Below are 14198 nucleotides of genomic sequence, written 5' to 3'. Positions count from 1 at the left end.
GATCTATGTTAAAGAAAAAAGGGATGTTCTTCGTACTGTTCATACTAATTTTATTGGTAGCCTGCAATAAAGACGAAGCCGAGCAAACAACGAATGATACAAAGAATAGTGGCTCGGATAAGGTAGAGAGTAAAGTGATAGATATATACAATAATAAAGAAGAGAATATTGGAACAGCAGAGCTTAGCGAGGTAGCAAAGGGAGTAGTAATAGAACTGAAAGCAGATGGACTGCCACCTGGACTGCATGGATTCCATTTTCATGAAACTGGAAAGTGTGAGGCTCCTAGTTTTGAGACTGCAGGCAGTCATTTTAATCCAACTGATGCGAAGCATGGCATGGAGCACGAGGATGGTCCGCATGCCGGCGACCTTCCTAATCTGGAAGTAGGTGAGGATGGGTCCGTTAATGTGACGGTAAATGCAGAAAATGTGTCACTATCTAAAGGGGCCGATGCTGCTTTAGTTGATTCTGATGGAACCGCCTTGATTATACATGAAAATCCAGATGACGGAAAAACTCAGCCAACAGGCGATGCCGGTGATCGGTTGGCGTGCGGAGTCGTAAAATAAAATGAATCATAGGAAGAGTGTCATAAGGAGAGAAACAGCAGGTAGGCTGAATCGTACTGGTTCAGCTTTTCTTTTTTAACCAGTAATTTTTTATAAAGATCTTCTGAAAGAGATTAGACAGGGGTTCTCTCTTGAATTATAGTAAATAATATACATATTAATCTCGTATTGGAGGTATTACATCAATGACAGAACCTCTGTTTTTAAAACCTGTCTTTCAGGAGAGAATTTGGGGCGGAACAGAGCTGAAAACTAAATTTGGCTATGAGATTCCATCTGAACATACAGGTGAATGCTGGGCGATATCCGGACATAAGAATGGTCCGTCCATTATTGAAAATGGCCCTTATGCAGGCAAGACTTTAATTGAATTGTGGAATGAGGAACGCCATTTATTTGGTGAGATGGAAGGGAATGTGTTCCCTCTATTAACAAAAATATTAGATGCCAATGCAGATTTATCCGTGCAGGTTCATCCGAATGATGAATATGCAAACATTCATGAAAATGGTGAACTTGGCAAAACAGAATGCTGGTATATCATTGATTGTAAGGATGGGGCTGAAATGATTTACGGGCACACCGCGCAATCCAAAGAAGAGTTTGCTTCCATGATTGAGAAGGGCGAGTGGAATCATTTACTGCGTCGCGTTTCCATAAAGCCAGGAGATTTCTTCTATGTTCCAAGTGGAACGGTCCATGCATTATGTGAAGGGACGCTTGTACTTGAAACCCAGCAGAGCTCAGATACAACCTACCGAGTCTATGACTATGACCGCACAGACCAAAACGGACAAAAACGTGAGCTGCATATTGAAAAATCAATTGATGTGAGCGTGGTGCCGTATCAGGATGCAGAAGTGCAGGTTTCCAAGACAGTATTACCAGGGGCAGAATTGACTACATTTGTGGAAACGGAGTTTTTCTCAGTTTATAAATGGGATATTAGTGGATTATCTTCATTTGACCAGAATCAGCCCTTTATGCTTTTTAGTGTGATTGATGGAGAAGGGACTCTTAGAATGAATGAGGGGACTTATCCGTTAGAAAAAGGTGCTCACTTTATTCTTCCATCGGGTACTGGTAATTTTGAACTTGAGGGGAATCTTTCCTTGATTGTGTCACATCCATAAAGATAAGCGTAAGGGGAATATCCTCTTACGCTTTCATTTTTTCTGTGAATCGCTTTGTGATTTGCTGAGGTCTTGTTATTGCACCGCCTACAACAACAGAATGGGCACCAATCTCCAAACAGCGCTTAGCCATTTCAGGAGTTAGAATATTTCCTTCTGCAATGACCGGGATTTTGACGGTTGATACAAGATCACGCAATAATTTGAAGTCATCATTATAAATGAATTTTCCCTTTGAATAAGGTGTATAACCAACTAATGTGGTTGATATACAATCAAATCCAATTCGTTCTGCTTCAATGGCTTCGCCCAAAGTGGAGATGTCAGCCATAAGTAATTGATTAGGGAAGTGCAGGCGAAGAGATTGGACAAAAAATTCAAGTTCCACATTAGATGGTCTGGGACGATAAGTTGCATCCATCGCGATCATATCTGCCCCGGCAGATACAATCTCGCTTACCTCTCGAAGCGTCGGAGTGATATAGACAGGTGAATCAGGATATTCACGCTTCACAATTCCTATAACAGGTAAGGGGACCTCCTGTTTGATTGCAATGATGTCATCATGTGAGTTGGCGCGTATTCCGCCAGCACCCCCCTGCATGGCAGCAAGCGCCATTTTCCCCATAATCATTGGGCTGTGCAGTGGTTCATCTTCGAGTGCTTGGCATGAAACGACTAAACGTCCTTTGATAGCCTGTAACATATGTAATCAAAACCTCCTGTAATAAATATACGAGTTACTATCCAATTCTATTTTACACAGTTGAGCTAATCATGTTTAGGATAATTAATTAAATATTATCCTGGTTGTAATCTGTTGCAGAGAGGAGTTGATTTTTCATGAAAAATATTCCACTTTATATGAGTGCTACATTAAGAGATATACCAGAAACTATCTTACCAAGCGGCTTTCATTTTCGGCTGTTCAGAGAAGGTGATGAATAATATTGGGCTGAAATCAATACGGCTACAAAGGAGTTTACCAATATGAAATCAGCTCTGAATCGTTTTGAGTCTGAATTTATGCCATATAGGATAGAGACGAAAAAAAGGGTAATCATTCTTGAGACAGACGAAGGAAAACGGTGGGAACCGCTGCTGCCTGGTTTGGCGATTTTAACGGTAAACAAACTGGCAGGCTACATTGGGTTGAAATTATGAATATCAGGGACGGAAATTAGGTAAACCCCTTGTAATAAAGGCACTCGAAATTCTGAGCTCTTTCCATGATGAAGCCTATTTGAAAACCCAGACAACGAGTCTGATTGCTATCCATATTTATCTTAAACTCGGGTTTAAGCCGGTCATCAGAAACGCTGAGGATCAGGAGGGCTGGAATTTAGTATTTTCTCATTTTCAATGTAAAAGGAGCGGTCCTGTTGACTGCCCCTTTTAGATATGGATAAAAAATGTTTCAAAAAGATGATAAATATCTTTTTCGAATATCACTTGCAATAAGTGTACTTGGAATAAATTATTCATACCTACGAGATAAGCTAATGTACATACTATTTAGTGAAACCGCTGTATGGAAAAGAGTTTTATTTCGTGGAAAAGGGTGGAATTGAGGGGCATTCTTTTTTGTAAGAATAGCAGTGATAGAATTAGATAATAGTGTAAAGGAGGGAACTCGTTGAATCAGGAATTTTTATATATTGTCATCATTATTGCGCTCGGTTACCTTCTAAAAAGGACTGGAATTCTAAAGGAATCTGATGGAGAGGTAATTTCGAGAATCATCTTTAACATCACCTTGCCATCCCTGGTCATTGTATCCCTGCAAACTTCCACTATAACGGTATCTTTATTGGGAATCACTCTTATTGTTATTCTTTACGGGATCCTTTCTACAATAGTGGCCCTTTTTGTGTTCAGGAATGAGACACGTGAGATTAAAGGAACTTTTATGATGCTTGCTTCAGGATATAATGTTGGATTGTTCGCCTTTCCGCTTGTTGAAGCCTTTTGGGGCACAGAGGGATTACTGTATTTTGGTATGTTTGATGTTGGTAATTCTTTTATTGTATTTGGATTGGCCTATATAGTAGGAAGTTATTTTTCTGAAAATGGAATGAAGCTGGAGGGGCGCGCCATCCTTATGAAATTTGGTAAGTCCATTCCTTTAATGACATACATTGTTATGAGTGCTCTAAATTTTGGTCATATCCAGCTTCCATCGGTGCTTTTAGAAGTAGCAACAATCATATCTAAAGCGAATATGCCTCTGGCCTTATTGCTGCTCGGAATATATTTGAAATTTTCATTTGAAAAACAGTATATTCGTCCAATTATAAAATACTTATTATTCCGATATGGCTTTGCATTGCTGGTCGGTATTTCATTATATTTTGTTCTTCCAGTTGATGATATGTTTAAATACACGATACTACTCGGTTTAGTCCTGCCAATTGGCCTCGCTGTTATACCGTATGCCCATGAATTTAAATATCGAACGACAATGATGATAGGTACGGTCTCAAATTTATGTATCCTCATCAGCATGATCTTAATGTATTTATTTTCCCTTTTTATTTTATAAAGATAATAGAAAACCCCTTTTTCAGCTATATGAAAAAGGGGGCCTTTACATCTATATTAATTGATGGGGTTTACCAGTTGGAAGCCATCTTGCTCGATTTTTACCGGATGAGCCTGCTCCTTTGTTTTGTGGATAAGAGAGCGGTCTGCCAGCACGCTTTGAATTCCTCTCAGTATGAGGTTCAGAGAAAACAAGCTAAGTATAAAACCAAGTGATGGGCCAAGGACAATCCATTTATTGTAACGCAGTTCATGATAGGAGAGACCGATCATCCCGGACCATTCATGTGAAAGAGAGGTGGCAACATTATAAGGATCACTCATGGGAGCACTAAGGTCTATTGTTTCATAACCCCCAATCACGCACATAAAAGCGCCTAGCTGAACTAGCAGTACTAATGATTGGGCGATTTGCTGAAGAAAAATGACAATCATCCTTGGTCTTAAATGATGCCTAATATGGACCTTTACAATCCACCATTTAGATCCTCCCAACAGACGGGATGCATCAATGAATTCATTTTTTAAGTAATACCGAAGTTCATCTCCTATTACGGAGGTTAAAGGAAGAAAGGTAATCAATGAAAGCATTAAGCATTGCTGTAAAATCACATCTATTCCACTTTCAGATATAAAAAACATCATGGCAATCAATATGGTTGGAATAAAACGAAATGCTCGAGTCAAAGGTTCTATTACCCAGTTGAAACGCTGATGATACAATCCATATAAGATTCCACTTCCCATTCCTAAAAACATCCGCAAAAGTCCAATTAATACAGCAATGAATAATGTATATTTAGCTCCTTCAATTACGTTCCAAAATGTATCCTGACCAAGTCTGTCTACACCGAAGGGATGCGTTAAGCTTGGTGGATAAGCCGGTTGATCAACAAGTTTTCCATGTTCATAAATAAGCTCAGGCGGAGGCTCGAGATGCGGTTTAATCCAAGCGGGATAGAGAAGGCTGGTTACAATAAGGATGAATAAAAATAGAAAACCAATCATAAAAGAAGGATTTTTAAGTAATTTTTTTATCATCCGTGTTCACCGCCCATAACTCGTTTTACAATCGTTTTCCCCCATATATCCAATAAATAGAAGGGGATAAATAAGAAGGTCAATCCTACAGCTATAAACTTGATGTCCAGCCCGTTTATAAAGGAGAATAGTCCATCCATATTTAATAAGCGCTCCAGAATGAGCAGGCTTGAGATGATGAACCACAGTAGATATTGCAGATTTGAAAAAATAGTGATTGTCGTGTTACGAAGGATATGTTTGAAAAATACCTCTCTTTTGGATAATCCTTTTGCATAAGCATATTGCACATACATCTTTTCTTGCTCTTCACTGACAGATAAATCAATCATTTGGAATAGCATAAAAATCGGCAAGATAGATAGGGCGATAATAGGCAGAAGGTAGACATGATCCTCTCCTAAAGCAACGGGATCCAGAATGAGCAAGCCTGTTTTTTTGAAAATCCATATTGAAAATAATTGAATCGCGAAGATCATGATGACATCTGGAATAGACTGAATAAAGAAGGCAATTTCACGAAAAAAATTCTGCAGGATTCTTGGTGAAAAGTAATGGAATACTTCAAATAATAGAGCGGCAATAAATGTTGCTAGTAAAGTGCCTCCTAAAATAAGAAGTGAGTAAATAAACGGGTCTTTGAGACTGACCCAGAACAGTGAAAATTTCGGTATTCCTTGAGAGAAACTATAGTCTACCATGATTTGAATTTGATCGATAAATAAAAATGCCTCATAAATATCTTTGGCCTGGTTTGAGAAAGCCTTCCACCAGCTAATGGATGGATCTGCATTATTCCATACCCATAAAGAACTAAAGAAAAGAATAATAAGGTTTATAGCCAGAATGGTTAATATAAAATCTAATAAATGGGCAGAAATTTTTTTAAACTGTTTCATATGTATATTCACCTACTCCAACATGCTTTCTATATTGGCAAAATCTGAGACCAACTCCCATGACTTGTGTTGGCTTTTGCCATCTGTTTCTTTATCAAAGGTTGTCAAAATTCCATACATAACGATCCCATCCACTTTTTTTCCGTCATATGTATAAGACCTGTATCCCAGACTGTCTTCTCTGATATACTCTCCAGATTCTCCATATATCTCTTTTACAGAAGCGGGTTGCTTTTCAGGTACAAAGAGGACTTCAAGTTTATACTGCTCTGAAATCTTAGGGCGTTTGAATTCATATTTTATGTAGCCGTCTTCTTTGACTTTTGTTTCACCTTCCCATGTGATTTGGTCACTGCCGTTTTCTTTTAAGGTCACATGGAGAATAGAATTTTCATGAAGTGTACTTGAAAGTGACAAAATAACACTTCTATCACTATATTCCTTTATTGATCCCATAATTAAAACATCCTGTCTCAATTGGCCTCTGCATCCTATTAAACTGCAGAATAGGGAAATTATGAAAACTCCCATAACCCACTTCTTAAGCATGTCAATCTATCCCCCTTTTATCCCGGTATGTTGGCACTATAATGTTCATTCTATCCAAAGATTAATCAATATGTAAACAAAATATTTAGAATTTTAAATTAATCAATTGATTAAAAAAATACAGCTTCCATTTGGAAGCTGCATTCCTTTTATCTATTTAAATCGCTTATCCCTGGAGCGTGTTCGTTTGGCATTTCCGGTAATTGTGGAACAGGGAATCCTTGCGGTGGAGGAGTGACTGACAATGTTCCACCGTTTCTGCTTGGTGTTTGTCCCTGGAAAACTTCGGCAATTCTAGTTGGATCTAGTCGGAAGTTAAACTGAGCATTATGGAAGCCCATATCCACAAACTTTTTGCATTCAGGATATTTATTTATATCATAATTTGGAACAGGGAAAATTTTTCCCCAATCCACACCCAAGGTTTCAAGTGCTTTGGCAAAAGCATTTTGATGAGCATTATCCCGGACAATTAAAAACCCGAGAGTCTCACGAAACGTTTGATTATTGCTCATTTCATATATTCTTGTTTTCTGAAGTACACCAGTTGATTCAAGCATCAAATTATTCAGCAGATTAGCAATTAAATTACCATGGTCATAAACCCATGAGCCATTCCATGGATTGCCGCCTGCATCTACTGGAAGAGATGACTGAGCTCCCATAATATAATGGTGTGGATTGGCATGTTTAATTGCTTCATCTAAAGGAGCTCGATCTGAGCCGCCATCACCAGGCTGTGAAGAAAGACCAGAATCATTTAATAGTTGATTAATTGTGTTCTGAACAAGCTCGACATGACTGATTTCTTCTAAAAAGATCCCTCGAAGCAAATCCTTATACTGAGTGTCTTTACCCCTGAAATTGTTGCTCTGAAAGAAAAATTGCATCATTGTGCGCATTTCGCCAAATTGACCGCCTAAGGTCTCCTGTAAGACTTTAGCAGCAGCAGGGTCTGGTTTATCTGGTTTAATAATATTGATTAGCTCTTCTTTGTAATAATACATGTATGCTTCTCTTCTTTCTTAATGAATTTATTAGTCAGTTGTTGTTACAACATGAAGAGGTGGCGGAACTAACCAGCCTTTTTCTTTGTTTATTTTTAATAATGCGGCCCCGAATTGTGCCTTTTTCATATGGAATTGTCCAAACATTAAGCCGATGTCTTCACGAATACATTGAGCCATTGCCTGAGCACAGGCAACAAGTCCAGCGGCAATATCAGCCGATACAAGTCCAGAAACCTCTTGATCTGTAAACCGTGCACCAGGAGGAATAGCCTCGATTTGGCTTTCCGGTTTTTCAGGTGGTGCAGGCGGCAGTGCAATACCATTATGCTTTAATAATTCCTGCATTTGTTTTACATCTGACCTAGCATTGGCGATCATGTCATCTAATAAATCTTTTAAATCATCATCACCAGTATGGTTTTTGAGGGTTTGAAAGCCCGGTATCATGGCTTGTGCACCCATTAATTGTGACCATACAGCAAATACCTCACCATAATGCATTGGTTCTTTTTGCGGATTTCCACTTAAAATACCCATTAATCAGTCGACTCCTTATATTAAATTTGAAGAACTCATCTGTTAATATGAACCAATTAACTGCCAATTATACGTAAAAAGGCAACCGATTGAACGGCTGCCTCTACAATAAATATTTTAATGATGGTGTCCATGTCCGCCTTTATGAGGGTTTGTTATTTCAAAACCTGGTTCAGGGAGATGGAAGTACTTAATCCACACTCCATCCAGGAATTCTTCTCGCTTATCAAGTAAGACATCAATATCCTTATCAGTCTTAACAATTTCGTCATGCTCAGTTGGTGTACTCAATTCAATATCATAGTGAGCATGGTCGCCATGCATATGGGAAATCACTACACGAATCATTTTCCCGTCGGCTTCCTCTGTACTCAATAATTTTTTTAATTCTTTGGCGGCATTCCGATTTATTTTACAATTCATTCTATCTCCTCCAATCTACCAGATCTTTAACAAGTGTAACTTAAAAATTTCTATTATTAAAATAATGAAGTATAATATAACTATAAAACTAGTTTTATAGTTATGTGAAGAGGAGGGGAATATGATTGTCTTGGGAAATGAAAACGGATCATCGAATGCGCTGTATATGCGAAGAAGGTAAACAACAGCTGCCAGCCGTTCATAATGAACAATCATTACTGGAGCTAGCAGAAATGTTTAAGGCACTTGGTGATTCTACTCGCCTGGAGATTCTGTCATTATTATTAATTGAAGATTTATGTAAATGTGAAATTGTTACAGCTCTTTCGCTTCCCAATTCCACGGTCAGTCATCATCTTAAAATTATGGAAAAGGGCGGAGTTATTAAAGGAAGAAGAGAGGGGAAATATACAATTTATCGATTATGCGAAGAAAGGCTGGAGTCAATTATCAGCTTTTTACGTAAGCAGTAAAATAGATAGGGGGGAACAAGATGAAGGGAGCTTATAACTTAACTGAAAATGCAATCTCCTCATCTCTTCTGAAGCTTTCCGTTCCTATAATAGCAACAAATTTTATTCAAACCACCTATGGAATGGTCGATATGATTTGGGTTGGCAAGCTTGGCAGCGGTCCAGTTGCTGCCATAGGTACGGCAAGTTTCTTCGTTAATTTGGCGCTGGCTCTTGCAACAATGGTTTCGATTGGGAGCGGAGTCAAAATCGCTCATTGTATGGGGGCGAACCAAAAAGAGGAAGCGGCAGAATACATAAAAAACGGGTTTATCATGTCACTGATCCTGGCTATTTTATATACGCTTGTTGTATTTATCTATAAAGATTCATTTATTGGCTTTTTTGAGCTGGGCGATTCTCAGGTAGAGAGAATGGCTGTACAATTTTTAGTCATCTCAATGATTGGCGTTATATTTTCTATTATAAATTTACTGTACAGTATGATTTTAAATAGTATGGGAAACAGTAAAACGCCATTTCGTGTCTACACTATTGGTTTTCTCGTTAACATGATCTTGGATCCTTTTTTGATTTTTGGGATCGGATTTATACCTGGAATGGGGGTTGTTGGGGCTGCACTTGCAACATTAACAGCAAACATTATTGTTACGCTTCTTTTCTGGTTTAATTCTAAACAATTCATATCATTAGGGAGCCATACAAATTGGAATGGACGTAAGATGATAGAAGTAATTAAAATGGGGACTCCAATTACAGTCCAAAGAGTTGTATTCATCGGTATATCCATCATTATTGCAAAGATTATTGTGCAATGGGGAGCAGAGGCGATTGCTGTTCAAAAAGTTGGCATCCAAATTGAGTCGATATCCTATATGACTATTGGGGGGCTGCAAGGTGCGATAGCTGCCTTTATCGGACAAAACTATGGTGCAAACAAAATGGACCGGATCCATGCAGGGTATAAAATAGCATTGGCTATGACCATAGGGTTTGGTTTACTTACGTCACTACTATTTATCCTGTTGCCAGAGCAGCTTTTTTCTATTTTTATCAGTGAGCCTGATAGTATCAAACTCGGAGCAGACTATATGAGAATCCTTGGATACTCGCAGGTATTTATGTGTATGGAGCTTTTAACAGTCGGAGCATTTAATGGGTTGGGGAAAACCTATATTCCGCCTATTTTTAGTATCACCTTTACAGTGCTCAGAATCCCGATGGCCATCCTTCTTTCCGGTCCATTTGGATTAAATGGAGTATGGATGAGTATCGCAATCAGCAGTCTTTTGAAGGGTGTTGTATTGGTAATTTGGTTTATGTTTACATTGCGAAAAATAAAAAATAATACAGCAAGAATACACGCATAGGAACGGTTGGTAAGGAGAGTACATATATGACAAATATAGACCATAGACTTCTAACGCTCATGAAAGAAAAACACCTATCGGAGACATTGTTTAGGGGGAATTTTGGCCTTGAAAAAGAAAATAATAGGGTTCATAAAAATGGGACATTAGCTTTAACGCCGCACCCGTCTTCATTCGGTGACAGAGCAAAGCACCCGTACATTACAACCGACTTTTCTGAGTCTCAGATAGAGATGGTGACTCCGGTGTTCCCGACGATTGATGAGGCGTTTGATTTTCTGGAAAATATACATGATATTGTGAGTTTAGAATTATCTAAGCAAGGAGAATACTTATGGCCAGGCAGTAATCCTCCTATTCTACCCGATGAATGGAAGATTCCAATTGCCAAGCTAGAAAACGATCAGGAGACAGAGTACCGATATAAACTTGCACAGAAATACGGAAGAAAAAAGCAATTGATAAGCGGTATCCATTACAATTTCTCGTTCTCTGATGAACTATTGCACATGTTGTATGATGAACAATCCAGCCATAAAACATATAAAGAGTTTAAAAATGATATTTATTTAAAAATCAGCCGTAATTTTAACCGCTATCGAGATTTATTAGTTGATGTGACTGGGGCCAGTCCAGTGTTTCATGATACTTATAACCAAGACTGCGTCTTAAGGGCAGAGCAATTAAATCAAGGAAGTTATTATCTCCCTCAAGTTCATTCATTTAGAAACAGCGTATGTGGTTATAAAAATCGAAAGGACTACCAGGTTTCCTATCAATCAGTTGAAGAATATGTTGAGGATATTCACAATTTGATTCAGAAACATGAATTGTTGAGCGCAAAAGAATATTATCATACGCTCCGCTTGAAGGCAGGTGCTGGTGAAGATCCCCTGCAAGGTCTTTTAGATAAAGGGATTCAATATATTGAGATTCGGTTGTTAGATTTGAACCCTCTGTTTAAAATCGGTACAAGTAAAGAGAATCTCTATTTCATTCACTTATTTATTTTGTATATGCTTCTGCTTGAAGAAGAGGAAAAGACCGATTTGAATTATTTATCCATCATAGCTGGAATGAAGGAAATGGCACGAGAATTATCTCTAGCTGATAAATACATCCATATACTGGTCGAAGTTGAAAATATGCTAATTGATCCGGAACTCTCTTATGCAGCAAGAATAAAGGAAGGTATAAAGCAGTCATCCTACGAATTGTTTCATATGAAACATTCTTTTGATTATTTACACGAAAGTGAAAAACATTCATTCACTTTATTGGGATATGAGGATATGGAGCTTTCAACGCAAATTTTAATTAAAGATGCTATTAAAAGAGGAATAGGAATCGAGATTGTTGATCGAGATGAAAACTTTATTGCTTTATCTGATGGGAAGAAAACAGAGTATGTGAAGCAGGCGACCAAAACATCGCTCGATTCATACAGTACTGTTTTGGTTATGGAGAATAAGCTTGTTACGAAGAAGATTCTTCGAAATGCTGGGATGAGAGTTCCGAATGGAGGGGCCTATCAATCTAAAGAGGAAGCAGTTATGGATTATGAGAAATATAAGGCCAAGCAAATTGTAATCAAGCCGAAATCAACAAATTTTGGTTTGGGAATTACGATTTTCAAAGATTCATTTTCAAAAGAGGACTATGAAAAAGCATTAGGGATGGCTTTTCTTCATGATCGTACTGTGTTGGTTGAGGAATTCCTCAGTGGAAAGGAATATCGGTTTCTTGTAATGGGAGATGAAGTGACAGGGATCCTTCATCGTGTCCCAGCCAATGTGAAAGGTGATGGACAATCCAGTATTGCTGAATTGGTTACAGCGAAAAATAAAGATCCTTTACGAGGAAAGGGCTATAAAACACCTTTGGAGAAGATTCAGTTAGGGGAAAGTGAAGCGCTTTTCCTAAAGGGCCAGGGAAAGGATTTCGATTATATCCCTGCGGAAGGAGAGCTTGTTTATTTAAGAGAGAATTCCAATATCAGCACTGGCGGGGATAGTCTGGATTTTACAGATTCTACTTCAGAGAGCTATAAGGAATTGGCCATTCACGCTGCAAAAGCTGCTGGTGCTACCATCTGTGGAGTTGATATGATGATTGATAATCCTACTATAGATGTTTGTGAACAAAATTATGGAATCATCGAACTTAATTTTAATCCTGCGATTCATATTCATTGTTATCCTTACAAAGGAGAAAATAGAAGAGCCGGGGAACGAATTCTTCAATTACTTTTTGGAAAATAAAAAGGGACCGCAACAGGTTTAGTAATATCTGTTGCGGCCTTTTGCTAAATATAAGAAAATAAACTGCTGCCATATTGATTTAGGCAGTCATGCTGAAACAAGCATCAGCACATTTAAAGCAAGCCGCGGCACATTTTTGACAATGGTCATGATCGTGTTTTTGACATTCCTCACCGCAAGCTTTACAAATTACTGCACAAAGATTACAGATTTCCTTCGCAAAAGGACTGTTAGATTGCATTGATTTAACTGCCAATGCACAAATGTCCGCGCATTCTCGATCCAGGCGGATACAATCTGCCATCATCTTCATATGATCCTCTTCTAAGCAAGCATCGAAACATACATTACAAGCATCTATACATTCAATACAGGCATCTATACAGACTTGGTACATGTCTTTATTCATAAAAAAACCTCCTCATTAAAAATGGTTATATCCCTATCTATTCACATTCCCTTGCTGGAAGGGAATAAACTCAATACGAATGAATAGTGACTATCGCTCATCTCATTAAAATATCTAAAATGCCTTGACTCTAACGTTACGTCATCATTTACGATATAGGAAAGGAAGGGTGAGAGAGGTGTATAAGATAAAGGAAGTCTCCGAGCTTGCTGGAGTCAGTGTTCGAACTTTACATTATTATGATGAAATTGATCTATTAAAACCAGCTCATATTGAGGAGAATGGATATCGTTTATATAATGAGGAAAATTTAGCACGCCTTCAGCAAATATTATTTTTTAAAGAAATGGATTTACCGCTAAATAAGATCAAAGCTATTCTGGATGATCCCCAATTTGATCACTTGGATTCCTTGATGAAACATAAAAAGGTTCTGGAGGAAAAGCAGAAGCGGCTGAAGAAGATTATTCAATCCATCGATCAGACCGCCCAGGCAATTAAAGGAGGAAGGGAAATGTCAAAGCAGGATATGTTTGAGCCATTTGATATGAGTAGAGTTGAAGAGCACCTGCTAAAGTATGAAAAAGAAGTTAAAGAAAAGTATGCAGACACGGAGACGTTTCGCCAATCCCAGCAAAAAACAAATGGCTATCAAGCAGATGATTGGAAGACAATTGAAATAGAAAGACAACGAATTTATCAGTCTTTAGCTGAATTAATGGACCGTGACCCTGCTGATAGTGAGGTTCAACAAATAATACATGAATGGCGAATGCATATCTCTAAGTATTTTTATGACTGCACACCGGAAATATTTAAAGGGCTTGGCGAAATGTATATTTCTGACCAACGTTTTACTGATAATATCGATAAAACAAAGCCAGGGCTTGCCCGATATTTACACGATGCTATTCAAATCTATTGCTGCTAATTAAATAAAATGACGTATAGGTGCCTGAAATGATAGGCACCTATTTTTT

The 14198-nt window shown here is 38.1% G+C and carries 16 protein-coding genes and 1 pseudogene; 9 read left to right on the top strand and 8 right to left on the bottom strand.

Annotated features, from left to right (window positions below):
• Positions 1-5: 5 nt before the first annotated feature.
• Positions 6-572 carry a superoxide dismutase family protein gene (locus AC4D4B_RS15935; RefSeq protein ID WP_490997027.1) on the top strand — a complete coding sequence of 189 codons (567 nt, stop codon included), beginning with the start codon at positions 6-8 and terminating at the stop codon, positions 570-572.
• A 185-nt stretch (positions 573-757) separates the two neighbouring features.
• Positions 758-1705 carry a mannose-6-phosphate isomerase, class I gene (manA, locus tag AC4D4B_RS15930; protein WP_491000500.1) on the top strand — a complete coding sequence of 316 codons (948 nt, stop codon included), beginning with the start codon at positions 758-760 and terminating at the stop codon, positions 1703-1705.
• Positions 1706-1730: 25 nt separating this feature from the next.
• Here the strand turns inward: manA and AC4D4B_RS15925 are convergent, their stop codons facing one another.
• On the bottom strand, positions 1731-2411 hold the full coding sequence (locus tag AC4D4B_RS15925; RefSeq protein ID WP_490997025.1) for an N-acetylmannosamine-6-phosphate 2-epimerase: 681 nt from the start codon (positions 2409-2411) through the stop codon (positions 1731-1733).
• Between the two features lie 284 nt (positions 2412-2695).
• Between AC4D4B_RS15925 and AC4D4B_RS15920 the strand changes: the two genes are divergently transcribed.
• The 3 genes and pseudogenes from AC4D4B_RS15920 (at position 2696) to AC4D4B_RS15910 (ending at position 4247) form a co-directional block, all read left to right on the top strand.
• Positions 2696-2869 carry a hypothetical protein gene (locus AC4D4B_RS15920; protein WP_490997024.1) on the top strand — a complete coding sequence of 58 codons (174 nt, stop codon included), beginning with the start codon at positions 2696-2698 and terminating at the stop codon, positions 2867-2869.
• Between the two features lie 10 nt (positions 2870-2879).
• Positions 2880-3104 (top strand): annotated as a pseudogene (locus tag AC4D4B_RS15915) (GNAT family N-acetyltransferase); the annotation flags it as partial.
• Between the two features lie 237 nt (positions 3105-3341).
• The gene (locus AC4D4B_RS15910; RefSeq protein WP_490997023.1) at positions 3342-4247 is read left to right on the top strand and encodes an AEC family transporter; all 906 of its coding nucleotides are present in this window, start codon (positions 3342-3344) and stop codon (positions 4245-4247) included.
• A 56-nt stretch (positions 4248-4303) separates the two neighbouring features.
• Here AC4D4B_RS15910 and AC4D4B_RS15905 read toward each other — a convergent pair whose 3' ends face one another.
• From AC4D4B_RS15905 to AC4D4B_RS15880, 6 genes are all read right to left on the bottom strand, one after another.
• Complete coding sequence (locus AC4D4B_RS15905; protein ID WP_490997022.1) at positions 4304-5287, bottom strand: ABC transporter permease; 984 nt, start codon at positions 5285-5287, stop codon at positions 4304-4306.
• Positions 5284-6186, bottom strand: coding sequence for an ABC transporter permease subunit (locus tag AC4D4B_RS15900; protein WP_490997021.1), 903 nt, complete (start codon positions 6184-6186; stop codon positions 5284-5286). The genes AC4D4B_RS15905 and AC4D4B_RS15900 overlap by 4 nt, the downstream gene beginning before the upstream one ends.
• 12 nt (positions 6187-6198) lie before the next feature.
• Complete coding sequence (locus AC4D4B_RS15895; RefSeq protein WP_490558953.1) at positions 6199-6735, bottom strand: hypothetical protein; 537 nt, start codon at positions 6733-6735, stop codon at positions 6199-6201.
• 149 nt (positions 6736-6884) lie between these two features.
• The gene (locus AC4D4B_RS15890; RefSeq protein ID WP_490558952.1) at positions 6885-7742 is read right to left on the bottom strand and encodes a manganese catalase family protein; all 858 of its coding nucleotides are present in this window, start codon (positions 7740-7742) and stop codon (positions 6885-6887) included.
• A 30-nt stretch (positions 7743-7772) separates the two neighbouring features.
• Positions 7773-8282, bottom strand: coding sequence for a DUF3231 family protein (locus tag AC4D4B_RS15885; protein ID WP_490997020.1), 510 nt, complete (start codon positions 8280-8282; stop codon positions 7773-7775).
• A gap of 117 nt (positions 8283-8399) precedes the next feature.
• Positions 8400-8705, bottom strand: coding sequence for an iron-sulfur cluster assembly accessory protein (locus AC4D4B_RS15880; RefSeq protein WP_066102565.1), 306 nt, complete (start codon positions 8703-8705; stop codon positions 8400-8402).
• Between the two features lie 125 nt (positions 8706-8830).
• Here AC4D4B_RS15880 and AC4D4B_RS15875 point away from each other — a divergent pair, with 125 nt between their 5' ends.
• The 3 genes from AC4D4B_RS15875 to gshAB are packed head-to-tail and all read left to right on the top strand — an operon-like array spanning position 8831 to position 12809.
• Positions 8831-9178, top strand: a complete 348-nt coding sequence (locus tag AC4D4B_RS15875; RefSeq protein WP_491000499.1) for an ArsR/SmtB family transcription factor — start codon at positions 8831-8833, stop codon at positions 9176-9178.
• A 20-nt stretch (positions 9179-9198) separates the two neighbouring features.
• Complete coding sequence (locus AC4D4B_RS15870) at positions 9199-10548, top strand: MATE family efflux transporter (RefSeq protein WP_491000498.1); 1350 nt, start codon at positions 9199-9201, stop codon at positions 10546-10548.
• A gap of 26 nt (positions 10549-10574) precedes the next feature.
• Positions 10575-12809, top strand: coding sequence for a bifunctional glutamate--cysteine ligase GshA/glutathione synthetase GshB (gshAB, locus tag AC4D4B_RS15865; RefSeq protein ID WP_491000497.1), 2235 nt, complete (start codon positions 10575-10577; stop codon positions 12807-12809).
• A 79-nt stretch (positions 12810-12888) separates the two neighbouring features.
• Here the strand turns inward: gshAB and AC4D4B_RS15860 are convergent, their stop codons facing one another.
• The gene (locus AC4D4B_RS15860; protein WP_490997016.1) at positions 12889-13218 is read right to left on the bottom strand and encodes a four-helix bundle copper-binding protein; all 330 of its coding nucleotides are present in this window, start codon (positions 13216-13218) and stop codon (positions 12889-12891) included.
• Positions 13219-13396: 178 nt separating this feature from the next.
• On the opposite strand from AC4D4B_RS15860, the gene AC4D4B_RS15855 reads away from it, so the two are divergent.
• Positions 13397-14149 carry a MerR family transcriptional regulator gene (locus tag AC4D4B_RS15855; protein ID WP_491000496.1) on the top strand — a complete coding sequence of 251 codons (753 nt, stop codon included), beginning with the start codon at positions 13397-13399 and terminating at the stop codon, positions 14147-14149.
• Positions 14150-14198 lie beyond the last annotated feature (49 nt).

Source organism: Pradoshia sp. Z6_59, assembly GCF_058267515.1.
The sequence above is the reverse complement of the archived record's forward strand: the minus strand, read 5'-3'. Positions and strand labels throughout refer to the sequence as shown.